Origin of the sequence: Massilia eurypsychrophila (assembly GCF_002760655.1) — a bacterium.
Classification (GTDB): Bacteria; Pseudomonadota; Gammaproteobacteria; order Burkholderiales; family Burkholderiaceae_D; genus JAFCUW01.
Map to the genome: position 1 here is coordinate 40,812 of NZ_PDOC01000022.1, position 23,921 is coordinate 64,732.

The window sequence follows — 23,921 nt, forward strand, 5'->3', positions numbered from 1 at the left end:
TGAGCTAGCGTGGTAGGCCCGCCTTCGCGGGAAGTCATTTCTGCCAAGGGCAGGAATGACGGTCTTTGAGTCCGTGGTACTAACCGGCGGAACAGGCTTTGGCGGACGGCGCGCTGGCGGCGCGATGCCACCCATCCGGTACGATAGCCCCAGGATAAATCACGGGCCCGTCGTAGCGCCGCACATTGCTCGTCTTGAGCACGTCCGTATCCGTGCTGATCGCGATCTTGTTGGTATTAAACGCATCCGTAACGTTCAACACCACGTTGAGCATCGTCGTGATCGCATCGCCCAAGCTGAAGTTGACCGTCGTGTTGAATGAAAGCGCCTAATAAAACCTGTTCTTGTCGTAAGAACATCAATCCCATACACTGAGGCTTTTTTACACGGCTGCGGTCGGCCAGAAGCGGCCGTCCGCAATGTGTGTGTCCGTTCGTTGGACGAGTATCGTTTCGCGTAGCAAGCTGGAAAATCCGTAGTTACAAAAGGGGGACGTCGTGGTGATTGATTATTGTCCGGTTTGCGGCTATGGCCCAGGTCTTGGACACGATTCGCCGGAAGAATTGCGCTTGTCATACGAAATCTGCGGTTGCTGTGGCTGTGAGTATGGCAACGACGATAATGTGGCGCACTATGAGCAGTGGGTCGCGAAGGGATGCCCTTGATTTGACCGTAAAGCCCGCCCTCCGAACTGGTCGCTTGAAGAACAACTAACTCACACACTTCTGCCATGGCCGCCTGAGCGGTAGTCGGCGATGTAAGGCGGCAGCAATTGAACGGTTGCAATAGTTAACCGGCGCATGTCCGCAATGGGTCGAATCCGGCCATTCGGCGAAGGCCGGATCCGCTAGGGAACGCACCCTTCCTGGCGCGGCATATTTACTTCACAACCCGGGCATTTTTGCCTCAACGGACGGCAATTGTGCACTTGGTTCAATCTTGCAAACAAAAACAGAGGAGGATGATGTTCACACGAATCGCCTATGCCGGCGCCATTCTCGCCGCGCTTGGCTTCACCAGCGCGCAGGCCGAAGAACCCTTCCGCTGGCCGAACGGCGCCCGCGCAGCGGTCAGCCTGGCCTATGACGATGCCGCCCCGACCCAGCTCGACAACGCGATTCCCGCGCTGAACCGCCACGGCCTGCACGGCACCTTCTATCTGTCGCTGGGCATGCCCACACTGCAGACTCGCATAGAGGAATGGCGTGCCGCCGCTAAACAGGGCCACGAGCTGGCCAACCACACGCTGTTCCACCAGTGCGCCGGCGGCACGCCGGACCGGACCTGGGTACCGTCGCACCGCGATCTGAAGAGCACCACGGCCGAGCAGATGCGCGACCAGGTCACCCTGGCCAACACAATGCTGCATGCGCTTGACGGCAAGCGCGAACGCACCTTCACCGTCCCCTGCGGCGACCGCATCGCCGGCGGACAGGACTACGTCGATCTGGTACACGACCAGTTCGTCGCCATCAAGGTCGGTTCCGGCGCCATCGTGCCGTCGATGCGCACGCTCGATCTGCACCGGGTACCGGTGGCCACGCCGACCAATGTCAGCGGGCAGGAACTGATCGCGCAGGTCAAGCAGGCGGGCGAGCGCGGCACCATGGTCAACTTCACCTTCCACGGCGTCGGCGGCGACCACCTGTCAGTTTCCAACGAGGCACATGAGGAGCTGGTGCGCTTCCTCGCGGCCAACCGCAAGCGGTACTGGACCGATACCTTCCTCAACATCATGAAACACGTGCAGCGGGAACAGCGGCGCTGAGATTTTACCGAGAGCGCGTCACGCTTTTGGCGGACGGCGCGCCGGCGGCGTGATGCCACCCATCCGGTACGACAAGCCGAGATAAATCACGCGCCCGTCGTAGCGCCGCACATTGCTCTCCCTGAGCACATCCGTGTCCGTGCTGATCGCCACCTTGTTCGTATTGAACGCATCGGTCACGTTCAGCACCACATTAAGCATCGGCGTAATCGCATGGCGCAGGCTGAAGTTGACCGTTGTGTTCGGATCGCGATACCCTTGGCCGAACAGCGTCTTGCCCTGCGCGTTCAAGCTCACCTGCAACTGGTCCTGCTCCGACAACGTCACATTAAAGCGCGCGCGGCCGGTCAGCGACGTCGCGCTGCGCATGTTGTACAGCCCGGTCACGGCGCTGTAGATGCGCTGCTCGGTGTACGCCAGGTTGCCGCTGGTGTTGACGGTAAGCTTGGGCAGCAGCTTGCCGCTGACCGTGAACTCGAGTCCGCCCGCGTGGTTGTCGCCGGTGTTCTCGCGCGTGGTCAACAACACCGTGTCGCTGATGAATACCTTGCGCTCGGAAATCAAGCCGGTGTCCTGGCGGAAGTAAGCGCGCAGGTTGGTGTCGAGCACGCCGGTCTTGGTCTCGATGCCGAGCTCGAGCGAATCGGTCTCGGTTGGCTTCAGGTCTGGATTGCCAGAGAACACGTTGAATTCGTCGCGGTAGACGACGAACGGATTGAGGTCGTTGGCGCCCGGCCGGCGGATGCGGTGCGCGTAGCTCAGGCGCACGTTGGTCTGGTCGGTTGCCTTGTAGGTGACGAAAAAGCTGGGGATGACGTTCAGGTAGTTGTTGTCGGACACCAGCGCGCTGGTCAGCTGGGCCACTTCCATGCCGGTGTATTCGGCGCGCAGGCCGCCCAGCACGCCCCACGATTCGTTCAGCCGCATCTGGTACGAGCCGTACAGCGCCAACGTGGTCTGGTCGAGCGCGAAGCGGTTGCTGCGCAGCGCGTTGGTGCTTTCGGCCTGCGTCACGGAATCGATGTTGGTGTAGCGAACGTCGAACTCGTTGCTGTTTTTCGCCAGCTTGTAGCCCAGCTTGAGCACGCCCGCATCGCCCGGCCGCTCGTAGTCGCCGGTAAAGTCGACGATGCGCGAGTCGGCCTGGTTGGCCTGGCGGCTGCGGCTGTCGCGCACGCCGGCCGGGCGCACCGTGTAGGCGTTCACGTAGGCAGCGTCGCTGCTGCTGCCGGCTGACGACATGCGCAGGTCGAGTTTGAGCAGTTCGCCGGGGTTCTGTCCCTTGTGTTCGTAGCGGGCGCCGCCGCTGCGCGTTTCGCCGCTGCCGGTGCGCGTCGTGGTGCGCAGGTAATTGCTGTCGGCGATATCGTCCTGGCCGAAATTGATGTAGCGGTCTTCGGCGCGGGCGTCGTTGGTGCGGCGCGAGTAGGCGACGTTGGCGCCGAGCGTGTCGGTGGCGCCGAGGTTGTATGTTACCAGCGCGTTGAAGCCGGCCGAGTCGTTCAGCCCCGTCGCGCGCGAATCTTGCGTGCTGTGCGAGGCGATGCCGGTGGCCGGGTCGGTGCGGATGCGGTCGGCCGCGGCGACCGAGTTGCGGCCATCGTGGCGCACGTTGGCGCCGCCCTGGACGCCGAAGCGGCCGGCGTGATAGCTGCCCGAGACGGCCGCGTTGTAGCGGCCGGCCGAGCCGCCGTTGGCGCTGACGGCGCCGAAGCCGCCCGGCTTGCGCGTGCGCTTCATGATGATGTTGAGGATCGGCCCGCCGCCTGCTTCGTTGCCGTACTGCGCGCCGGGATTGTTGATCACTTCGATCGACTCGATGTCTTCGGCCGGCATCGACGCCAGCGTCGCGGCGCGGTTATCGCCTTGCATCATTGCCGACGGCTTGCCGTCGATCAGGATCGTCACGTTGGGGCTGCCGCGCAAGGTCAGCGTGCCGTCCGGGTCCACCGCCACCGACGGCACGTTGTTGAATGCGTCCGCGGCCGAGCCATTGCTGGCGCCGACGTCGGCCTTGATGTCGTAGACCTGGCGGTCGATGCGGTTGGTCGGCCGCTCGGCGCTGACGGTGACGGTGGCGCTTTCGAGACCGGCCGGCGGCGCCGGTTCTTCCTTCTTGACCGGCGGCTTCGTTTCAAGCGGCGGCGCCGGCACGGTTTGCGCCGCGACGCCCGCGCACGTCAACGCACCGGCAAGCAGCAGGCGGGAAAGGCAGGCGGGCGAAACGGTGCGGCGCAAAGTCATGTGAGGTGGGTGCGATACGAGGTATGACAGGATAAAGAGTTCTGTTCGGCAAGTACAGCCTTACCTATCCTGTCAATACGCCGGTGCCGCCGGTGTCCTGCAACGGTGCGTAGCGAGTTCGTCGTTCTTCACCGCCAAGCCAGCGCTGCGCCGGCGTGCCCGCTACTGCGGTAACATGGCTTACACGTCAAACGAGCCACCATGGACGATTCAATCACCCGGCCGACGACTAGCTTCTTTCCCGGCGACGGCGAAATGGTGCGCGCCATCAACGAAAAGGACTGGAGCGCCACGCCGCTCGGCCACATGTCCACGTGGGCGCCGGCGATCCGCACCGCGGTGCGCATCTGCCTCGCGTCGCAGTTCCAGATCATGGTGCTGCCGGGTCCGACCCTGCGCTACATCTACAACGACGCGTCGATTCCCATCTTCGGCAACAAGCATCCGGCGGCGCTCGGCCAGCGCGTGGCCGACGTCTGGCCCGAAGCGTGGGGCGCCATCGAGCCGGTGCTCAGCACGGTGCTGGCGACCGGCCAGGCGGTGCGCCAGGACGACTGGCTGCTGGTCCTGAACCGCAACGGCTACCCCGAAGAAGCCTACTTCACGCTGTCGTACAGCCCGATTTTGTGCGAGGCCGGCAGCGCCGTCGGCGTGTTCGTGGCGGCGATGGAAACGAGCCGGCGCGTGCTCGGCGAACGGCGCCAGCGCACGCTCGGCGAACTGGCCACGCAGGTGGCGCTGCGCGGCGCCGGCGAACACACGCTCGAGCCGGTGCGCCAGGCGCTGGCCGGCAATCCCTACGACCTGCCGCTGACGGCGCTGTACGTCGCCACCCCGGGTTCCGGCTTTGCCGAACAGGTGTTTTGCACCGGCCTGAAGGGCGGTTGCGCCGGCGTTCCCAAACGCGTGGCGTGGCCGGCGGCCGAGCGCGAGGGCGCGCACCCGCTGTCGCACCTGGCCGATGCGTTCGAGCCGGTGCTGGTCGACGGCGCCGATCTGCTCGGCGCGACCGACTGCCGCGGCGGCTGGCCGGAGTCGCCGCGCCAGGTGCTCGCGCTGCCGTTTACCGCGCCCGGCCAGGCCATTGCGCACGCCTTCATGCTTGTCGGCCTGAACCCGCGCGCGCCGCTCGACGCCGAGTACCGCCACTTCATCGACACCATCGCCAGCCTGGTCGCCACCGCGGTGGTCGCCGTTGCCGCCATCGCTGCCGAGCGGCGCCTGCAGCGCCAGGTCGCCGCCGCGCGCCACGACCTGGCCAGCGTGCTCGAACGCACCAGCGACGCCTTCATCAGCGTCGACCGCGCACTGAAGGTGCTCTCGCTCAATGAGTCGGCCGCCATCGAACTGGGCCTGGGCAAGCAGGGCCTGATCGGCCGGCCGCTCGTCGAGGTCGTCGCCGACCTGGCCGGCAGCGCGTTGGAACGCGCCATGCACGCCACGCTGGCCGGCGGCGGCCCCGTCACGGTCGAGCAGCCGCACAAGTCGTCTGGACGCTGGTTCAACGTGCGCTGCTTTCCGGCGCCGGACGGGCTGATCGTGTTCGCCAACGAAATCACCGAGCGCAAGCAGGCCGAGCAGGTTCTGCTGACGGCCAAGCGCGACCTCGAACGCCGCGTCGAGCGCGGCAGCGAAGAGCTGCGCCAGGCCAACGCGCTGCTGGCGGCGGTGTTCGACCGCGCGCCGGGTGGCATCGCCATCACCGGCACCGACGGCCATTTCGTGCGCGCCAACCCGGCCTACCAGAAGCTGGCCGGCCTGGACGAGGCGGCGCTGGCGCAGCGCGGCGTCGCCGACCTGGCCGCGCTCGAAGACTACCTGCCGGCAGCCACCCGGCTGGCCGCGCTGCGCGAGGGCGACATCGAATCGTTCCAGGTGGAGCTGCGCTTCAGGCGCGCCGACGGCAGCGTGATCTGGGCCGACAATTTCGTCTCGTTGATCCGCGACGAGCAGCGCCGCCCGCGCTACTTCGTCCACATCGCCAACGACATCAGCGCGCGCAAGCGCGGCGAGGCCGAAAGCGCCGCCGGGCAGCGCGAACTGAAGGTGCTGTACGAGCGCCTGCAGACGGTGCGCGAGGAAGAGCGCATCGCGCTGGCGCGTGAAGTGCACGACCAGCTCGGGCAAATCCTGTCGGCCGCCAAGATCGACGTCAAGCTGCTCGAAGCGGACATCCGCCAGCACGGCGCCGCGCTGCCGCTCGACACGATCCTGGCCGAGCTGGCCTCGGCCTGCGCCACCCTGGACCGGGCGATGCACTTGGTGCGCGACATCGCCACGGAGCTGCGCGCGCCCGACCTCGATGGGCAGGGCGTGTACGCGGCGATCGCCTGGCATGCGCGCGACTTCGAGCGGCGCACCCGCATCAAGGTCGACGTCGAGCTATGCGCCGGCCAGCAGCAGCCTGGCGCGGCGGCAGCCGAAGCGCTGCTGCGCATCTTCCACGAGGCGCTGACCAATGTACTGCGCCACGCGCACGCCGGCCACGTGTGGGTCAGCGTCGAGCGGCGCGCCGGCGCGCTGCTGCTGCGCGTGCGCGACGACGGCGCCGGCATCGCGCGGCGCGGCCCGCGCGGCGCTCGCTCGCTCGGCATCACCGGCATGCGCGAGCGGGCCACGTTGGCGCACGGGCGCCTGACGGTAGGTCCCTTGCGCCCGAAAGGCACGCTGGTGTCGGCGCTCATTCCCATGCATACTGCGGCGCCGTTCAACCATCACCGAAAGTAGCAATGATCCGCATCGTCATCGCCGACGACCATGAACTGATCCGCGAGGGCGTCAAGAAGATCTTCCGCTCCAGCGCCGACCTGCGCCTGGTGGGCGAAGCGGCCGACCTGGCGCGCACCATCGCGCTGGTGGCGCAGCACCGGCCCGACGTCGTCGTGCTCGACATCAGCCTGCCCGGACACGACGGCCTCGAAGGGCTCACCGAGCTGCGCCGCCGGTTTCCCGAACAGCGCGTCGTCATGCTCAGCATGTACGGCGAGGAGCGCTACGCCGTCAGCGCGCTGCGCGCCGGCGCCGCCGGCTACATCACCAAGGCGATGGCGGCCGAGGAGCTGGTCAAGGCGATCCGCCAGGTGGTGGCCGGGACCACCTACATCGGGCCGCAGCTGGCCGAACTGATGGCGCGCCAGGCGCTCGAGCCCGAGCCGCAGCCGTCGCATCACAGCCTGACGGCGCGCGAAGCGGAGATTGTCGCCCTGATCGGCGCCGGCATGCAGATCAAGCAGGTCGCCGCCGAACTGGGTATTTCTGTCAGTTCCGTCAATACATACCGCAACCGGATCTTCCGCAAGATGGGGCTGGCGTCGAACGCGGCACTGATCCGCTACGCTCTCAAAAGCGGGCTGGTGAGCTAAATTCGGCGGCCGACGCCCATCTGTGTAGTATTGCTGTCGCTAAATTTGTGACAGCAAGCAAATGTTTGCACGACATTCGGTATCCCGAATTTCGTAACTGATGAGCAAAGCACCCATTAAAATCAATAACTTGCAAGTGTATGGGATAGCCTGTTGCAGCGTCCGTAATCCCCCACGTATGCGTCTGTCAATACCCCGAATGTGAAATTGTTCGCTAACATGACCCCATGGGTAATTAGTTCCCAAAAGTATCATTTTTGTTATCTGAGACAGACTACCCAACCTGCATATGATGAAGTGTTCCCCACCGTGCCGGCCGGCTGCATGAGCGACCTGGCCGCCCCGTCCGCGCCGTCGCTGCGGGCCATCTTTGCCGGCGAAGCGCGCGTGCACATGGCAGCGCTCGACGCCGGCCTGGCCGCGCTTGCCCGCGGCGCCGCGGCGCACGCGCGAGACGCGATGCTCGACGCCTTGCACACCTTGGCCGGCGCTGCCCGCGCGGTCGACCTGCGCGAGCTCGAATGGCTGTCGCAGGCGCTCGAGCGCGTTATTGGCGCCGCCGCCAAAGCGAACGCCGAACTGAGCGCGCCCCGGCGTGCCCTGCTGGCCGAAGCGGTCGCGCTGGCGCACCAGCTGCTGGGCGGGGCCGGCGAGCACTCCGGCAAGCGGCCGTTGACCCTGGTCGCGCAGCTCGATGCGCTGGCGCGCGAACTGGCCGTCGTCACTCCCTGCAATCGGTCACCCGAACACCGAACTGCCACGCCATGAACAGACCCGCCCGCGAGCCGACCATCGACATCCTGGTGGTGGAAGACAGCGCCACCCAGGCGCAATACCTGGCGCAGCTGCTGGAAGCTGGCGGCTACCGCGTGCGCGTCGCCGCCAACGGCCGCGCCGCGCTCGACGCCGCGCGCTCGTCGGCACCGACCCTGATCGTCAGCGACATCGCCATGCCCGAGATGGACGGCTTTGCGATGTGCCACGCCATCAAGCAAGATCCGCTGCTGCGCGACGTGCCGGTGATCCTGCTGACGGCGCTCTCCAGCCTGCACGACGTCATCAAGGGCCTCGACTGCGGCGCCGACAATTTTCTGCGCAAGCCCTTCGACGACCGCTACCTGCTCGGGCGCATCGGCGCCGTGCTCGCCGGCCGCACGCAGCGCAGCGCGGCGCCGCCGTCCGCCATGCAAGTGACGATCGCCGGCCAGACCCACGCCATCACGGCCGAGCGGCGCCAGATCTTCGACCTGCTGCTGTCGACGTATGAGGAAGCGATCCGCATGGCCGCGCAGCTGCGCCAGCAGCAGGAGCGCATTGCGCACTCCTACGACGCGCTTGAAGGGCTCTACAAGATCGCCGAGGCGCTTAACCCTGCGCTGACGGAAGGCGCGGTGGCCGACCTGGCGCTCGATCGCCTGCTGGCGTTTCCCGGGGTGCTGGGCGCCAGCATCCGGCTGTTCGGCGCGGCCGGCGCGACGCGCCTGGTCGCCAGCCGCGACTTCGTGCCGACAACCGACGACGGCGCGGCCTGCGCCGGCTGCCGCGGCGACGCGCCGGTTCGCGGCGCGCCGCAGCTGGTGCAATCGTGCGGCATGGTGCCGCACCCGCACGCCTGCATCGCACTTGGCACCGGCGCCGGCAGCCGCGGCGTACTGTGTTTGCTGACGGTGGAGGGCGCACTCGGCGCGGAGCAGTGGCATGTGCTTGAGACGGTCGGCAGCCAGATCGCCGTCGCGCTCGAACGATCGCGCCTGTACGGCGACATGGAAGCGCAGGTCAGGGACCGCACCGATGCGTGGCAGTCCGAGCGCCAGCTGCTGTCGGCGGTGGTCAATACCACCGGCGCGCTGGTGTGCCTGATCGATGCGGCCGGCGTGATCCGCCTGTTCAATCCCGCCTGCGAGCGGGTGCTTGGCTGGACGGCGGCCGAAGCGATTGGCCAGCCATGCTGGGAAGTGTTCGGCCGCGCCAATGGCAGCGCGGCGCTGCGCGAATTTTTCGAGCATGCGCCGCGCAATGCCGACAAGCCGTCGCACCTGCGCGGCGAGTGGCTGGCCAGGGACGGCGGCGTGCGTTCGATCCTGTGGTCGACCACGTGGCTGCACCGCGCCGACGGTACGATCGAATATTTCGTCGCCACCGGCATCGACACCACCGAACTGCGCGGCGCAGAGGCGCGCCTGAACTACGTCTCCAACTTCGACGTCCTCACGGGCCTGCCGAACCGGATCCTGCTGCGCGAGCGCCTGCTGCAATTGAAGGAGAAGGCGGCCCCCGGCACCCAGGTGCTCGGTTTCCTGATGCTCAAGGGTGACCGCCTGCGGGTGATCGGCGACAGTCTCGGCATCGAAGCGGAGAAGGCGATGCTGACCCAGATGGCGGCGCGGCTGGGACAGTGGGCGCAGGGCGCCGACAGTGTCGGCCGGATCGGCGAGCGCACCTTCGCCATCGCCGCGCTGCGCGACTCGGTCGGCGGGCTGTCGTCGCTGGCGCGCCTGGTGTTGACGGTGATGCGAGAGCCGTTCGAGTACGAAGGACAGGAGCTGTACATCGAGCCGTGCATCGGCATCGCGTTGCTGCCCAACGACGGCGAAGATTACGACAGCCTCGCTCACGCGGCCGAAGCGGCGGTGCGGCGCGCGCGCGCCAACGACGCCGAGCGCTACGAGTTCTATCGCCCTGAACTGAACAAGGGGGCGCACGAGCGCTTCCAGCTCGAAGGGGCGATGCGGCGCGCGCTCGAGCGCGACGAGTTCGTGCTGCACTACCAGCCGCAGGTGAGTCTGGCGAGCGGCGCGATCATCGGCATGGAGGCGCTGGTGCGCTGGCAGCACCCGGAACTGGGGCTGATCGCGCCGGGAGTCTTCATCGGCCTGGCCGAGGAAACCGGCCTGATTCTGCCGCTCGGCGAATGGGTGATGCGGCGCGCGTGCGAGCAAAGCTGCGAGTGGCAGCGGGCCAGCCTGCCGCCGGTGCCGGTGTCGGTCAACCTGTCGGCGCGCCAGTTCACCGACAACATCGCCGACACTGTCGGCCGCATCCTGGCCCAAACCGGCCTGGCGCCGCAGCTGCTGGAGCTGGAGCTGACCGAGAGCGCGTCGATGGAAGACCCGCAGCGCACCTTCGAGATTTTGTGTGAGCTCAAGAAGATGGGCGTGCAGCTGGCGATTGACGATTTCGGCACCGGCTACTCGAACCTGAACTACCTGAAGCGCTTCCCGGTGGACAAGCTGAAGCTGGACCAGTCGTTCGTCAAGGACATCACGACCGACCAGGACGACCTGGCGATCGCGCGCGCGGTAATCGCCATGGCGCACGGCTTGCGGCTTACGGTGATCGCCGAGGGCGTGGAGACGGCCGGGCAGCTGGCGCTGCTGGCGGAGAACGGCTGCGACGAGATCCAGGGCTACTATTTCAGCCGGCCGGTCGACGCCGAGACGTGCGCGCGCATGCTCGGCGAGGGCAGGGCCCTGCAGGTGAGCGGCCTGCTGCGCCAGCCGGCCACGCGCGCGCGGCGCCTGCGCCGCGTCACGCGCCCCGCCGCCTGAGCCGAAATCGAATGGTCAGCGGCGATCGCAGGTGTGACGAACCTCGCCGATAGCCCCAGGCGCGATCAGCGCAGCGTTTCGGTCAGCACGCGGCCTTCGGATGCGGCCGGCGGACGCACGCGCAGCAGGTGCGCCAGCGTCGGCGCGATGTCGGCCACTTCCGCATACTGGCCGTAGACGCCCGGCTTGAACCAGCGCTTGCCCATGAAGACCAGCGGCACGTTGCTGTCGTACGTGTACGGCGTGCCGTGCGATGACCCAGTGCTGCCGCCGCTGAAATACCAGAACGGCTTGGTGATCACCATCAGGTCGCCGGAGCGCTGATGGTCCCACGCGCGCTGCATCAGCATCGACAAGCGCGTGTCCGGCAGGGCGCCCGACGCCATCTGCGTGCGCGTGTAGACGTGCGCGATGCCGTTGGTCGCCTGCAGGAACGTGGCGGCCGCATCCTCGACGTCGGCGCGCTTTAGGCCGCGCTGGTCGATCAGCGCGTAGTCGAGCTGGATGTTCGGCAGCGAAAAGGCTGCCACCAGCTTGTCGGCGCCGTACTTGTCGGCCAGGTACTTGTTGAGCGACGCGACCAGCTTCTTGCCATCGAGCCGGCGGGCATCGAGCTTGCGCGCCGCGGCAAATTCCGGCACGTTGGTAAAGCCATGGTCGGCCGTCAGCACCACCATCACGTTGTCCATGCCGATCCGCTGGTCGAGATAGCCGAAAAACTTCGCCAGCAGGCGGTCCAGCTGCTGCAGGTGGTCGTGCGACATTTTGCTCTCGGGGCCGAACGAGTGGTTGACGTAGTCGTGCGCCGATAGGCTGACGCCAAGGATGTCGGGCACGCCGGCCGGATTGCGGCCCAGGCTCTCGCCTTCGATGGCGGCGCGCGCGAAGTCCAGCGTCAGCTCGTCGACCGCGGGGCCGCTCTTCAGGCGCGTGTAGTAGGCCGCATCGGGCTTGCCGCTGTCGCTCGAATACAGCATCGGCAGGCGGTTGCGCACGTTCGGCTTGGCCGGATAGAACTCCGCGCCGGCATCCTGGGCGTAGGCCGAATCGGCCAGCAGCGGCGTCCACGATTTGCCGTAGTAGCGGTCCTGCGGCCGGCTCGCCTGGTAGCTCTGCACCCATTGCGGGTGCGCGGCCATGTAGTAGGTGCTGCTGGCGAAGTTGCCGGTCTTTTCCATGTAGATGTAGGCGGTGCCGGTTTTACCGGCCAGCAGGATGGCGCTCCTGTCCTTGCCGGCCACGGTGATCACCTTGGCGCGGTCGCCGCTGGCGTAGCGCAGCTGGTCGCCCAGCGTGTCGACGCGCAGGTTGGCCGGCGACGTGCCGTCGTCCGGGTCGGTCGCTTCGCCGATGTAGGTGTGGGCGGTGTCTTCGGTGCAGTACATCTGCTTTTTGGTGGCCGGATCGACCCAGCCATTGCCGACGATGCCGTGCTGGTAAGGATAGGCGCCGGTCAGCACCGCGGCGTGGCCGACGGCGGTGACGGTGATGCCGTGCGCCTGGTGCGCATTGTTGAACGACGCGCCTTGTTCCAGCAGGCGGCGGAAACCGCCCGCGCCGAACTGGTGGCGGTAGCGCAGCACCTGTTCGTTCGGCAGGCCGTCGACGACCAGCACCACCACCAGTTTGGGCTGCGCCGTTTCTTTGACTTCCGGCGCTGCGGCCAGCGCCTGGCTCGCCGCCAGGCAGGTGATCAGGAGGGGGGTGCTCAGCCAGTGCTTGCTTGTCATGGTCGCTAGGGGTTCAGGTTGGGGATCGATAGCGAATCATAAACGATGGCAACCTTCGCCCGCAGAATAAATCAAGCTGATTCAAGTACTAGGATTGTAAAGACAGGAGCAGGCGTACATTGCTAGATTCGCCTCGTTCACCGGAGATCGGCACATGCATCCTAAACCATTCTTGCGGGCCATTGCGCTCGCCGCTGTCGCCGCCGGCGCCAGTATCGTCAGCGCGCCCGTGCTGGCCGACGAAACGTGCAACTCGCCCTACATCACCAACCTGATCAAGGGACAGGAAGATTTCCTGTACGTGTGGACGCTGGGCGTGGCCGGCATGGGCGACGGCTCCGACAAGCTCGTCACGCTCGACGTCAACCCGGCATCGAAGAAATTCAGCCAGGTGGTGGCGCAGCTGTCGGTGGGCACGCGCGGCGAAGCGCACCACGCCGGCTTCACCGATGACCGCCGCTTCCTGTGGGCCGGCGGACTCGACGACAGCAAGATCTACGTGTTCGACATCCACAGCGATCCGGGCAAGCCGACGCTGGTGAAGACGATCGGCGACTTCGCCGCGCGCTCGGGCCTGGTCGGACCGCACACCTTCCACGCGCTGCCGGGCCGCATGCTGATCGGCGCGTTGTCGAACGCGAAGGACAAGGGCGGCGCCACCGGCATGGCGCTGTACAACAACAAGGGCGAGTTCATCAGCAAGGTCGACATGCCGACCAGCAAAGGCGGCGACGGCTACGGCTACGACATCGCCTTCAATCCCGCCCGCAACGTGATGCTGACGTCGAGCTTCACCGGCCACAAGAACTACATGATGGAGCTCGGCGCGCTGATGAAGGACGCCGGCGCGATGAAGCAGTTCGGCTCGACCATGGTGCTGTGGAACCTGAAGTCGATGCAGCCGGAGAAGGTGTTCAGCGTGCCCGGCGCGCCGCTGGAGATCCGCTGGTCGCTGAAGGAGGGCGACGACTGGGCCATTACGGCCAGCGCGCTGACGTCGCAGCTGTGGCTGGTGAAGAAGGACGCAGCCGGCGAGTGGCAGGCAAAAGCGGTCGGCGCCATCGGCGACCCGGCCAAGATCCCGCTGCCGGTGGACATGTCGATCACGGCCGACAGCCGCGGCCTGTGGGTCAACACCTTCATGGACGGCACCACGCGCTACTTCGACATCTCCAACCCGGAGGCGCCGAAGCAAACGTACGCCAAGAATACCGGCGCGCAGGTCAACATGATTTCGCAAAGCTGGGACGGCAAGCGCGTCTACGTCAGCAGTTCGCTGCTGGCCAAATGGGACAAGAAGGGCGTCGACGACGAGCAGTTCGTCAAGCTGTTCGCCTGGAACGGCAAGGAGCTGACCGAGACTTTCAAGGTTGACTTCTACAAGCTCAAGCTTGGCCGCGCGCACCACATGAAGCTGGGGGCGAAGGCGCAGGGCGGCGCCATCGCCGCGCGGTGACGATTGCCGCCTTGCTGCTGGCGGCGGTGGCCACTGGTTTCGTACCGCCGCCGCCGGGCAGCTACCAGCTGCAGCACATCCTGCGCGCGCCCGACGGCATGGTGCTCGACAGCGACGGCAGCGCACACCGCTTCTCGGAGTTTTCTACCGGGATGGTGACGGTGTTTTCGTTCATCTACACTTACTGCACGGATGCGCGCGGCTGCCCGCTGGCGTATGAGACGCTGCATGGCCTGAAGCAGACCATTGATCGAGATCGCGCGCTGCGAGGGCGGGTGCGTTTCGTCAGCATGAGCTTCGATCCGCAGTACGATACGCCGCAGGCGATGCGCAGCTATGGGGATGCGGATGCGCGCGACCGGGGCGGCGTGCGCTGGTATTTTCTGACCACCAGTTCCGGCAAGGCGCTGGCGCCGTTGCTGGACGGCTTCGGCCAGGATGTGTCGGTGGCGGCCGAGCAGCCGCCCAACCAGCGCGTGCCAACGCTGACGCATATGCTGAAGGTCTACCTGATCGACACCGGTGGTGGCGTGCGCGAAATTTATACGCCGGCGTTTTTGCACCAGGGTGTGCTGCTCAACGATATCAAGACGCTGGTAATGGAGCGGAGTCTCGGCCGTAGATGAGTCCGCGCGCGGATATTGATGGGTCGGTCTTGGGCGGGTGGTGGCACGCCAGGCCGAATTATTGCGACCAGTGAACGACTGGAATGCAGCGTTAGCGGACGTCGGAATCTGTTATTCTTGTGACAGTAATTCGCCAGAGAAGCCATTGGGCGTTTGGCGCCGATAGAAATACAAGATCAAATCCATATTCCACTTCCAAAAATAAGGTAATCATGAATATTTCTCTCGCCAAATACACTCTTCTCCTGTGTCTCGCTGTTTTATTTTCCATTAAGTTGTTCTCATTGGGTGTGATAGGAAGAGAGGAAATTTTATACGCCGTGCTGATTTTTTCGGTTTTCGGGGTGATGGTTATGTTTATCGATAGCTTAGTAAATAGCGCGATAAAATTGCGTGGACGTAAAGAGAAAATTCTATAGTTTTCTAGTTCTGGCGGCCAACAGATTGGCTACTCGACAACAAAATGTGCGATGGAGCGCAATCCCATCCCCAAACAAGCGTCAATCCGCCCCCCGCAGCTCCAGCGCACGCCGCACGGCATCGGCCTCGGCGTCTCCCGCCTCGATCGCCTTGAAATACGTTCGGCCTGTGAGCGCGTGATGTGGGGCGGCAGCGGCGGCATGTTCGGGTCGCGCCTTGCCCTCGGGTGGCAGGAATTCCGAGTAAGGGAAGCTGGAACCGACCATCAGCAGGGTGTCGCACCCATTCATCATCTGGAAGCTGGCCTGGGTGCCGATCACGCCGATCGATCCGGTCACGAAGGGCAGGTCGTCCGGCAGCACCATCTTGCCCAGCAGCGCCTTGGCCACGCCGGCGCCGAGCAGTTCGGCCACCTGCACCAGCTCGTCGGCGGCGCCATGGGCGCCCGCACCGGCCAGGATCGCTGCTCTGCCATGACGGACTCCTTAACCGAAGCGCCACTCCGCCTGGACGCCAGCGCGGCAGCAGGCGCGGAATGCCAGCCTAGCTGTGATTTGTGGTCGAGCCGCACGATACCCCTGGTAATCGAGGTTAGCTATTTCCTGGGCAAGCTGGCGCCCCCTTTCGCTTCACGGGACTATCGTATGAGCCATGTTCTGCCACATGGACTAACGAACCAGAGGAGCAACCGATGAAAGCAGTCGTCTACGAAGGACCGCGTAAGGTCGTCGTCAAGGATGTACCTGACGCGACAATCGAGAAACCGACCGATGTGCTGGTTAAGATTACGACGACCAACATCTGCGGGTCGGACTTGCATATGTACGAAGGCCGCACCGGCGTCGAGCAGGGCAAGATCTTCGGCCACGAAAATATGGGTGTGGTGGTCGAGGCCGGCGATGCCGTCTGGCGAGTGAAGCAGGGCGACCGCGTCTGCCTGCCGTTCAATATTGCGTGCGGTTGTTGCCATAATTGCGAGCGTGGGCTCACCGGATTCTGCCTGCACGCCAACCCCGATCCGGAAATGGCAGGCGCCGCCTACGGCTACGCCAACATGGGACCTTACGCCGGTGGCCAGGCCGATCTGTTGCGCGTCCCATGGGCGGATTTCAATTGCCTGATCCTCCCGGAAGACGCCGAAGAGAAGGAGAACGACTACGTCATGCTGTCCGACATCTTCCCGACTGGATACCACGCGACCGAACTGGCACGTTTGCGCCCAGGCGACAACGTGGTGATCTACGGCGCCGGCCCGGTGGGCCTGATGGCGGCACATTCCGCAGTCATCAAGGGCGCTGCCAAGGTGATGGTGGTGGACATGCACAAGGACCGCCTGGCGCTTGCCGAAAAGATGGGCGCAATCCCCATCGACGACTCGGATGGTTCAGCGGTGCAGCAGGTAAAGGACATGACCGAGGGCAAAGGTGCGGACTGCGGCTGCGAGTGCGTCGGCTATCAATGCTGCGGGCACCACGGCAAAGAGGAACCGAACCTAACGATGAACAACCTGGTGCAGTCGGTGAAAGCAACCGGTCGCATCGGCGTGGTCGGCGTGTTCGTGCCACAGGATCCGAACGGAATCGACCCCCTGGAGAAAGAGGGCAAGCTGGCCTTCGATTTCGGTCAGTTCTTCACGAAGGGCCAATCCATGGGCACTGGCCAGGCCAACGTGAAAACCTACAACCGGATGCTCGCCAGGTTAATCCACGAGGGCAAAGCGAACCCTTCCATGATCGTCTCGCACGAGTTGCCGCTGGCCGAGGCACCCGACGGCTACCGGCATTTCAATGCCCGCGACGAGGGCTGGACCAAAGTATTGCTGAAGCCGGGCCGCTGACGGCGACGCACGATCAACCAGGCACGCCGGCGCGGTGAGGTGCTCTTGCTCGGCGTGCGCGCAACAGCAACAACAACACAATGACGATATTGAGCGCGTTCCACGCCAGCCCGTTCAGAAATGCCACCTGATAGGATCCGGTCTTGTCGAAAATGACGCCGCCAATCCAGCCGCCGAACGACATGCCGAGCAAGGACACCATAATCACGGTGCCGACGCGCGTCGCCGCTTCGCTGGCGGGCATCGTCTCGCGAACCACGATGGCGTAGCTCGACACGATTCCTCCCTGGAACAGGCCGAACAAGGCGGACACCACGTACAGCGACGTGAGACCGTTGAAGAACAGGTACATGCCAAGCGCCGCCGCCTGCGCCACCGAACCGATCAGCAATGTGGCCATGCCGCCGACCTGATCGGCGATGAAGCCCGAGCCGATCCGGCTGACCACGCCCAGTGCCAGCATCAGCGACAGCATTTCCACCCCGCGCGCAACGCCGTAGCCGAGGTCGCCGCAGTAGGCGACGATATGGACGTGCGGAATTGCCATCGCCACGCAGCAGGCAAAGCTGGCGACCGACAGGATGGCCGTCAGCGCGTTGGGACTGAGACGCAAATCGACGCTGGGGCGGCTCGCCACGCCCGGCGCGCGCGGCTGAGACTTGCCGACGCTCGAGCGAAAAATGAGAACTAGCACCGTCATCGCCGCCGCGCAAGAAACGCCGAGGGCGATGTGCGTCATTCGCCAGCCGTATTCGGCGATGCCGCGCTCGATCAGCGCAGGCCAGAGGGCGCCTGAAAGGTAATAGCCGCTGCCTGCGATACCTACCGCGATGCCGCGCCGGCGCACGAACCAGTGCGACGCTTCGGCCATCAGCGGCGCAAACGTCGCCGAGGCGCCCAGTCCGATGAAGAAGTACGCCGCCACGAATTGCCACAGCGCCGACGACATGCCGGCGCCGAGATAGCCGAGCAGCAGCGACACGATGCCGGTCCCCATCGCGGGGACGATGCCCAGGCGGTCAGTCAGGCGACCCGTCACGACGCCGCCGACGCCAAAGCCGATCATCGCTGCAGTGTAGGCCAGCGATGCGGCGCCGCGCGTGCCGCCGAAGTCGGCCTGCACCTTCGGCAGCATGACGACGATTGACCAGGTGCCGACGCAGCCGATCGTGGCGATTGCCAGCGCGATCAGCAGTCGCCGCCAGGCAGCGGGCGAGTCGGGCACAAACGTCGAAACGCTCGATCCCGGTGTGGAAGATGCGGTCAACTGGGTTCTCCTTGGCAGTGCGTTACGTCACTCTAATTACATGACTTGCGCGCAAGAGTACCTTACTGACGCCTAACAGCGCCAGCAAACCAGCCGCTTCAAGACTTGCCTGAATCGACCATCACCGCCCGCGCCGCGCGGATGCGCTCGCCATACGGCCTGGCGGCGAGCGCCTCGATCGCCGCCTCGATCGTCGACGACAGCGCGCACTCGGCTTCCAGGCTGGCCGCGGCAGCAGCGGTCGCCTGCCAGCACTGCTGCAGCTTCGGCAGCAGCTCTCGTCCCTGCGGGCTCAGGCGGATCAGCTTCTGCCTGCCATCCGGGACTCCCGCTTCGGTCGTGACCAACCCTTGCTTGACCATCAGCGCGATGGTCTGCGTCGCCGCCGGCTGGGTGATGCCTGCCGCGGTGGCAATATGGCCGATGGTGGCCGGCTCGTTCTGCATCAGCGCGCGCATCACCGGCGTGTAGCGCGGCCGGTAGGTCAGGCCCGCTTCCTCGTAGGCGGCGCCGACCGCGCCATCGAGCAGTTCGATCAGGTGGCGCAACTGGGTCCCCAGCGAGCGTTTCATGGCGCCACCCGGCGGCGCGATGCCGGCGCCAGGAACTGGCCGCGGCGGGCGGCTACCACCAGCAGCCACAGGGCGGTGGCGCCGATTATCGCCAGCGTCAATACCGAGCCCTCGATGCCGTAGGCGCCGCCGCTGAGCCACTCGGGGCCGGACAGCCGGCCTTGCAGCATGCCCTTGGCGGCATGGCCGGACACCGGCAGCGAAAACACCGCCTCCCCCATGAAGTTCCAGATGAAGTGGATGCCGACTGCCAGCCACAGGCGGCGCGTCACCATGTAGGCGGCGCAAAACATGACGCCGGCCAGCGCGGTAATCACGAAGGCAAGCAGCGTGCTGTTGTCATTGGGCAGGTGGGTGACGGCGAACACCAGGCCCGACAGCGCCAGAGCGATCGTGCTGCCCAGCCAGTTCTCGATGATCCTGAAGAAGATGGCGCGAAACAGGATTTCCTCGAACAATGCGACCAGCACGATCTCGGCAAAGGGCTTGATCATCACGGTCCACGGCGCGTAGCCCTCGACGTGAAAGGCGCCGGCGGCGGCGATGGCGCCGACCGCCAGCAGGAAGATGGCCGAGCCCAGCAATATGCCGAAGGCCAGTTCGCGGCCGGCGCCAACGCGCGACAACTCGGTGGCCTGGCGCCGTTCTACCTTGCGTACATACAAGACGTAGGCTGCCACGCACAGCGCGGCGGCGAGCAGCTGCGGCCACAGCTGGCGCAGCGACTTGTCGAGCAACTGCTGGGTCAGCGCCATCGTCAGCGCCACCGGAAGCACGACCGCGATGATGCCGAGCAGCAGGCGAACGAGCGGCATCTTCAGCAGGCGTGCGCCGCGGGATGGGGAGGGGGCGGCTGGCAGCGGCATGGTCGACATGGTGATTTCCGGTTAGTTAATGAACAGGCAGGCAAATCATATCAGCCCTTATATAACCGGTAAAGTAATTTCGAAAAAACTACAAATGTCCGATTGTCAGACCTGACACCAGCGTGCAAAATGGCATTCCCATGTCCAGGAGCGACTCATGCCAATTGCGAACACGCCGCCGGCGCCATACTACGCGGTGATCTTCACGTCGGTGCGCACCGATGTCGAGGACGGCTACGCCGCCATGAGCGACGCGATGGTCGCCAGCGCAGCCGCGCAGCCGGGCTTTCTCGGCGTCGAGTCGGCGCGCGAAGAGGTCGGCATCACCGTGTCGTACTGGGACAGCCTCGAAGCGATCGCCGCATGGAAACGCGATGGCGCCCATCTGGTAGCACAGAAATTAGGACGCGACAACTGGTACACGGCTTACAAGACACGTATTTGCAAAGTCGAGCACGATTACAGTTTTTTTGCCCAAGCGTAATAACACCGTTTTATAATTTCGCGTTGCTCAGTTTGGAAACCAAGCCGGTGGTCGGCGCGGTGCTGGCAGCAGAAAACGATTGCGGATGAGTCCATGCGCCCGAATAAACACTTTGTCGTGATGTCCGCCTGTGCGCTGGCCGTGTCCGGAGCGTTCGCCGCACCGGATTCGAACGAACTGTCGGACATGTCGCTCGAACAACTGAGCAACGTCGTCGTGACCTCGGTGTCGCGCCAGGAAGAAAAGCTGGCACACGCCGCCGCGTCGATCACCACCATCAGTGCCAGCGACATTCGCCGCAGCGGCGCGCGCACCTTGCCCGAAGCACTGCGCCTGGCGCCGAACCTGCAGGTGGCCCGCGTCGACGCGCGCAACTACGCCATCACCGCGCGCGGCTTCAACAGCGCGTTCGAAAACAAGCTGCTGGTGCTGATCGACGGGCGCAGCGTCTACAGCCCGCTGTTTTCCGGCGTGTTCTGGGACGCCCAGGACCTGATCATGGACGACATCGAGCGCATCGAAGTCATCAGCGGACCGGGCTCGACCATCTGGGGCGCGAACGCCGTCAACGGCGTCATCAACGTCATTACCAAGTCGGCCCGCGATACGCTCGGCGGGCGCGCCGCGCTGGCCGCCAGCAAGGACGAGCGCGTCGGCTCGGTGCGCTTCGGCGCCGCCCCGACGGCGGACCTGAGCTACCGGCTGTATGCCAAGTATTACAAGGCCGACGACACCCTCAACGCTGCCGGCGTCAGCACGCGCACCGGGTTCGAGCGCCGCCAGGCCGGCTTTCGCGCCGACGTCGACCTCGACGCCGGCGGCATCACGCTGACCGGCGACGCCTACCAGGGCTCGCTGCGGCAGGCCGGCACGCGCGACATCCGCATCGGCGGCGCCAACCTCAACGCCAACATCACCGGCCACGACGCCGAGCGCGGCGACTACCGCATGCAGGTGCTGTTCGACCATACCGAGCGCAACCAGCCGAACGCGTTCGTCGAATACCTCGACACCATCGACGTCCAGGCGCAGTACAACCTGCACCTTGGCGGCAAGCACCGCGTCTCGGTCGGCGCCGGCTATCGCTTCGCCCAGGACCGCCTGACCAACGGCGCCGGCTTCGCGTTCCTGCCGGCCGAGCTGAACCTGCACACCGGCAACGTGTTCGTGCAGGACGAGATCGCGCTGACCGACACGCTGCGCCTGACCGCTGGCGTCAAGTTCGAGCACAACAATTACACCGGTGCCGAATACCTGCCGAACCTGCGTCTTGGCTGGTCGCCGACCAGCGCCAGCCTGCTGTGGGGCAGCCTGTCGCATACGGTGCGGGCGCCGTCGCGCATCGACCACGATTTCTATTCGCCATCGACGCCGACGGTCGTCAACGGCGTGCCGCGCTTTGTCATCGGCGGCGGGCCCGACTTCATCTCGGAAACGGCCAACGCGCTCGAAATCGGCTACCGCGCCCAGCCGTCGCCGCAGTTTTCGTATTCCGTCACCGGTTTTTACAGCGAGTACGACCGCCTGCGCACGCTCGAGCCGCTGGCCGGCGGCGGCCTCGCTTTCCGCAACTTCGGCCAGGGCACCACGCGCGGGCTCGAGATGTGGGGCCGCTGGCATCCGTCCGACAGCCTGCATTTCTCGGCCGGCCTGGTGCAGCAAAAAATACGCACAAGCTTGTCGGCCGGCAGCCAGGATTCGTCCCGCACCATCGGCCTGACGACCAACGACCCCGATCGGCGCTGGATGCTGCGCGCCTCGAAAGACCTCAGCGACACCAGCCAGGTCGATGTGACGCTGCGCTACGTGGGCAGCTTGCCGCGGCCGGCGGTCCCGGCTTATTATGAAATGGACGTGCGGTGGATGTGGGCGTTGCGGCCCGACACCGAGATTTCACTGGTCGGCCAGAACCTGCTGCACAAGTCGCACGCCGAGTTCGGCGGCGAACCGGGCCGCAGCGAGTTCGAGCGCAGCGTCATGCTCAAACTGTCCCAGCGTTTCTGACGACATGACCATTTCGCTCCCCCTTGGCCTGCACTGGAGTTCGTTGTGCGCGGCGCCGTCGCGCCGCCGCGCCGGCCGCCTGCCGGCGCTGCTGGCCATGGCGCTCAGCTGCGTGCTGCTGGTGTTCGTCTGCTACTCGGCCGTCGGCGCGCAGTCGGGCGCCGCCGAGGTGAACCTCGAACGCAACGTCAAGGCCGCCTTCCTGTACAAGTTCCTCGGCTATGTCGACTATCCGGAAGCGGCGGTGCCGGCCGCCGGCGAGCCGCTGGTGATTGCCGTCGTCGGCGCCGACGCGGTGGCCGAGGAACTGGCCAGGATCTCGGCCGGTCGCAGCATGCACGGCCGCGCGGTGGCGGTGCGCAAGCTGCGCGCCGGCGAGGCGCCGGGCAGGGTGCATATGCTGTTCATCGGCGATGGCGATGCCGGCGAGGTCGACAAAGCGCTGGCCGCGGTGCGCCACGCGCCGGTGCTGACGGTGACCGAAACCGGGCGTAACGTGCGCCAGGACAGCGTGATCAATTTTCGCGTCGTCGACGAGCGCGTGCGCTTCGAGGTGTCGCTCGATGCGGCCGAAAAGAACCACCTCAAGCTCAGCTCGCGCTTGCTGGCGGTGGCCTACAAGGTGCAGCGCGGCGGCCGCTAGGAAGCAGGAAGCCGTGCAATCCGGTTTTCGGGTAGGCTTGTCGCTTAGCCATTTCGAGGAGCCGCCATGAGCACACCGTACGACCCTAACCAGCCCGAACGCGACGCCATCGACGCCTTGCCGGGCACCGTCGCGCTTGAATTCGGCACCGACTGGTGTGGCTACTGCAAGGCCGGTTCGCCGCTCATCGCGGCGGCGCTGGCCGAACAGCCGGCGGTGCGCCACATCAAGGTCGAGGACGGCAGCGGCCGCAAGCTGGGACGCTCGTTCAAGGTCAAGCTGTGGCCGACGTTGGTGATCCTGAAGGACGGCAAGGAGCTGGCGCGGGTGGTGCGGCCGGCCGACCGCGCCGAAGTCAGCACGGCGCTGGAGCAGGCCGCGCAAGCGTAACTGTTGTCGTTATCGGGCTCGCTTGTAGGATCGATCCTACTTGACAAAGGAATCACATCCTACTCATCGGCCTGGCTGCTCGGCAGTACAATCCTGAGCGCTGCCTGCAAACTTCAGCAGGCACGCCGCCCGCGACCCGGGCGTCATTCAAGAGCGTCAGGACCTAGCGTGAACGAGCAGTGCATTAACGTTTTATTTCTGTCTTCCGGAAACTCGACCCGCAGCATCATGGCCGAGGCCATTTTAAAATGGCATGGCGGCGACGGTTTCCGCGCATACAGCGCCGGCAGTCATCCGACGGGCCGCGTCAATCCGCTGGCGCTCGAACAGTTGCGCATGCGCGGATATCCGACCGACGGCCTGGCCAGCAAATCGTGGAGCCGCTTCGCCGGCCCCGACGCGCAGCCGGTGCATGTACTGATCGGCGTGTGCAGCAAGGTGGTCGCCGAGCGTCATCCGGCCTGGCCCGGCAATCCGGTCGAAGCGTTCTGGGAGCTGCGTTCGCCCGGCATGTTCGAGGGCAGCGACATCGACGTGCGCGCCGCATTCGCCCAGGTGTGCGAGCAGCTGGAAGCGGCCGTCAAGGCGCTGGTGGCGCTGCCGCTCGATCAGCTCGATGCCGACGCTGCCGGTCGCTGCCTGCAGCCGAGAGTCACGCCGTAGGCTGCAACGTCAGGCTGTTGCACGCGGGAACTGCATTGCCG

General features: G+C 65.5%; 19 protein-coding genes and 1 pseudogene. 13 read left to right on the forward strand and 7 right to left on the reverse strand.

Annotated elements, in window-relative coordinates; all coding sequences use genetic code 11:
- Positions 1-79 precede the first annotated feature (79 nt).
- Positions 80-295 carry a hypothetical protein gene (locus tag CR105_RS27990; protein ID WP_131021811.1) on the reverse strand — a complete coding sequence of 72 codons (216 nt, stop codon included), beginning with the start codon at positions 293-295 and terminating at the stop codon, positions 80-82.
- Positions 296-964: 669 nt separating this feature from the next.
- Between CR105_RS27990 and CR105_RS22920 the strand changes: the two genes are divergently transcribed.
- Positions 965-1,768, forward strand: coding sequence for a polysaccharide deacetylase family protein (locus CR105_RS22920; protein ID WP_229414086.1), 804 nt, complete (start codon positions 965-967; stop codon positions 1,766-1,768).
- An 18-nt stretch (positions 1,769-1,786) separates the two neighbouring features.
- Here the strand turns inward: CR105_RS22920 and CR105_RS22925 are convergent, their stop codons facing one another.
- Positions 1,787-4,012: a TonB-dependent receptor domain-containing protein gene (locus CR105_RS22925; protein ID WP_099792563.1), complete on the reverse strand. Its 2,226-nt coding sequence runs from the start codon at positions 4,010-4,012 to the stop codon at positions 1,787-1,789.
- A gap of 201 nt (positions 4,013-4,213) precedes the next feature.
- Between CR105_RS22925 and CR105_RS22930 the strand changes: the two genes are divergently transcribed.
- The 4 genes from CR105_RS22930 to CR105_RS22945 all read left to right on the forward strand — a co-directional run bounded on the left by CR105_RS22930 (position 4,214) and on the right by CR105_RS22945 (position 10,922).
- The gene (locus CR105_RS22930) at positions 4,214-6,739 is read left to right on the forward strand and encodes a sensor histidine kinase (protein ID WP_099792565.1); all 2,526 of its coding nucleotides are present in this window, start codon (positions 4,214-4,216) and stop codon (positions 6,737-6,739) included.
- 2 nt (positions 6,740-6,741) lie between these two features.
- A complete protein-coding gene (locus CR105_RS22935) occupies positions 6,742-7,374 on the forward strand; it encodes a response regulator (RefSeq protein ID WP_099792567.1) in 633 nt (210 codons plus the stop codon).
- A gap of 297 nt (positions 7,375-7,671) precedes the next feature.
- Positions 7,672-8,142 carry an Hpt domain-containing protein gene (locus CR105_RS22940; protein ID WP_180288279.1) on the forward strand — a complete coding sequence of 157 codons (471 nt, stop codon included), beginning with the start codon at positions 7,672-7,674 and terminating at the stop codon, positions 8,140-8,142.
- Positions 8,139-10,922, forward strand: a complete 2,784-nt coding sequence (locus CR105_RS22945) for a GGDEF/EAL domain-containing response regulator (protein ID WP_180288280.1) — start codon at positions 8,139-8,141, stop codon at positions 10,920-10,922. Before CR105_RS22940 ends, CR105_RS22945 begins: the two co-directional genes overlap by 4 nt.
- Before the next feature lie 65 nt (positions 10,923-10,987).
- Here CR105_RS22945 and CR105_RS22950 read toward each other — a convergent pair whose 3' ends face one another.
- Positions 10,988-12,652 carry an alkaline phosphatase family protein gene (locus tag CR105_RS22950; protein WP_099792571.1) on the reverse strand — a complete coding sequence of 555 codons (1,665 nt, stop codon included), beginning with the start codon at positions 12,650-12,652 and terminating at the stop codon, positions 10,988-10,990.
- Between the two features lie 154 nt (positions 12,653-12,806).
- On the opposite strand from CR105_RS22950, the gene mtoX reads away from it, so the two are divergent.
- Both mtoX and CR105_RS22960 read left to right on the forward strand, forming a co-directional pair.
- Positions 12,807-14,108 (forward strand): methanethiol oxidase, encoded by a 1,302-nt coding sequence (gene mtoX, locus CR105_RS22955; RefSeq protein WP_099792573.1) that lies wholly within the window; start codon positions 12,807-12,809, stop codon positions 14,106-14,108.
- Positions 14,105-14,734, forward strand: a complete 630-nt coding sequence (locus tag CR105_RS22960; protein ID WP_099792575.1) for an SCO family protein — start codon at positions 14,105-14,107, stop codon at positions 14,732-14,734. The genes mtoX and CR105_RS22960 overlap by 4 nt, the downstream gene beginning before the upstream one ends.
- A 629-nt stretch (positions 14,735-15,363) precedes the next feature.
- On the opposite strand, the pseudogene CR105_RS22965 reads toward CR105_RS22960, so the two are convergent.
- Positions 15,364-15,624 (reverse strand): annotated as a pseudogene (locus CR105_RS22965) (thiamine pyrophosphate-requiring protein); the annotation flags it as partial.
- Positions 15,625-15,845: 221 nt separating this feature from the next.
- On the opposite strand from CR105_RS22965, the gene CR105_RS22970 reads away from it, so the two are divergent.
- Complete coding sequence (locus CR105_RS22970; RefSeq protein WP_099792577.1) at positions 15,846-16,991, forward strand: glutathione-independent formaldehyde dehydrogenase; 1,146 nt, start codon at positions 15,846-15,848, stop codon at positions 16,989-16,991.
- Positions 16,992-17,004: 13 nt separating this feature from the next.
- Here the strand turns inward: CR105_RS22970 and CR105_RS22975 are convergent, their stop codons facing one another.
- From CR105_RS22975 to CR105_RS22985, 3 genes are all read right to left on the reverse strand, one after another.
- A complete protein-coding gene (locus CR105_RS22975) occupies positions 17,005-18,258 on the reverse strand; it encodes an MFS transporter (protein ID WP_099792579.1) in 1,254 nt (417 codons plus the stop codon).
- 98 nt (positions 18,259-18,356) lie between these two features.
- Positions 18,357-18,830: a MarR family winged helix-turn-helix transcriptional regulator gene (locus CR105_RS22980; RefSeq protein WP_099792581.1), complete on the reverse strand. Its 474-nt coding sequence runs from the start codon at positions 18,828-18,830 to the stop codon at positions 18,357-18,359.
- Entirely contained in the window at positions 18,827-19,705 is an 879-nt protein-coding gene (locus CR105_RS22985) for a CPBP family intramembrane glutamic endopeptidase (protein WP_099792583.1), read from the reverse strand. The genes CR105_RS22980 and CR105_RS22985 overlap by 4 nt, the downstream gene beginning before the upstream one ends.
- A gap of 148 nt (positions 19,706-19,853) precedes the next feature.
- On the opposite strand from CR105_RS22985, the gene CR105_RS22990 reads away from it, so the two are divergent.
- The 5 genes from CR105_RS22990 (at position 19,854) to CR105_RS23010 (ending at position 23,880) form a co-directional block, all read left to right on the forward strand.
- A complete protein-coding gene (locus CR105_RS22990) occupies positions 19,854-20,180 on the forward strand; it encodes an antibiotic biosynthesis monooxygenase family protein (protein ID WP_099792585.1) in 327 nt (108 codons plus the stop codon).
- 93 nt (positions 20,181-20,273) lie between these two features.
- Positions 20,274-22,184 (forward strand): TOL_0244 family TonB-dependent receptor, encoded by a 1,911-nt coding sequence (locus tag CR105_RS22995; protein ID WP_099792587.1) that lies wholly within the window; start codon positions 20,274-20,276, stop codon positions 22,182-22,184.
- A 4-nt stretch (positions 22,185-22,188) separates the two neighbouring features.
- Entirely contained in the window at positions 22,189-22,827 is a 639-nt protein-coding gene (locus tag CR105_RS23000) for a TOL_0243 family YfiR-like periplasmic protein (protein ID WP_180288281.1), read from the forward strand.
- A 66-nt stretch (positions 22,828-22,893) separates the two neighbouring features.
- Complete coding sequence (locus CR105_RS23005) at positions 22,894-23,217, forward strand: thioredoxin family protein (RefSeq protein ID WP_099792591.1); 324 nt, start codon at positions 22,894-22,896, stop codon at positions 23,215-23,217.
- 168 nt (positions 23,218-23,385) lie between these two features.
- Positions 23,386-23,880, forward strand: coding sequence for an arsenate reductase ArsC (locus tag CR105_RS23010; protein ID WP_267873910.1), 495 nt, complete (start codon positions 23,386-23,388; stop codon positions 23,878-23,880).
- The last annotated feature ends 41 nt before the right edge of the window (positions 23,881-23,921 follow it).

Coding starts and splice junctions, on each gene's coding strand:
- CR105_RS22920 (WP_229414086.1), top strand. CDS start 965: ATGTTCACACGAATCGCCTATGCCGGCGCCATTCTCGCCGCGCTTGGC.
- CR105_RS22925 (WP_099792563.1), bottom strand. CDS start 4,012: ATGACTTTGCGCCGCACCGTTTCGCCCGCCTGCCTTTCCCGCCTGCTG.
- CR105_RS22930 (WP_099792565.1), top strand. CDS start 4,214: ATGGACGATTCAATCACCCGGCCGACGACTAGCTTCTTTCCCGGCGAC.
- CR105_RS22935 (WP_099792567.1), top strand. CDS start 6,742: ATGATCCGCATCGTCATCGCCGACGACCATGAACTGATCCGCGAGGGC.
- CR105_RS22945 (WP_180288280.1), top strand. CDS start 8,139: ATGAACAGACCCGCCCGCGAGCCGACCATCGACATCCTGGTGGTGGAA.
- CR105_RS22950 (WP_099792571.1), bottom strand. CDS start 12,652: ATGACAAGCAAGCACTGGCTGAGCACCCCCCTCCTGATCACCTGCCTG.
- mtoX (WP_099792573.1), top strand. CDS start 12,807: ATGCATCCTAAACCATTCTTGCGGGCCATTGCGCTCGCCGCTGTCGCC.
- CR105_RS22970 (WP_099792577.1), top strand. CDS start 15,846: ATGAAAGCAGTCGTCTACGAAGGACCGCGTAAGGTCGTCGTCAAGGAT.
- CR105_RS22980 (WP_099792581.1), bottom strand. CDS start 18,830: ATGAAACGCTCGCTGGGGACCCAGTTGCGCCACCTGATCGAACTGCTC.
- CR105_RS22985 (WP_099792583.1), bottom strand. CDS start 19,705: ATGTCGACCATGCCGCTGCCAGCCGCCCCCTCCCCATCCCGCGGCGCA.
- CR105_RS22990 (WP_099792585.1), top strand. CDS start 19,854: ATGCCAATTGCGAACACGCCGCCGGCGCCATACTACGCGGTGATCTTC.
- CR105_RS22995 (WP_099792587.1), top strand. CDS start 20,274: ATGCGCCCGAATAAACACTTTGTCGTGATGTCCGCCTGTGCGCTGGCC.
- CR105_RS23000 (WP_180288281.1), top strand. CDS start 22,189: ATGACCATTTCGCTCCCCCTTGGCCTGCACTGGAGTTCGTTGTGCGCG.
- CR105_RS23005 (WP_099792591.1), top strand. CDS start 22,894: ATGAGCACACCGTACGACCCTAACCAGCCCGAACGCGACGCCATCGAC.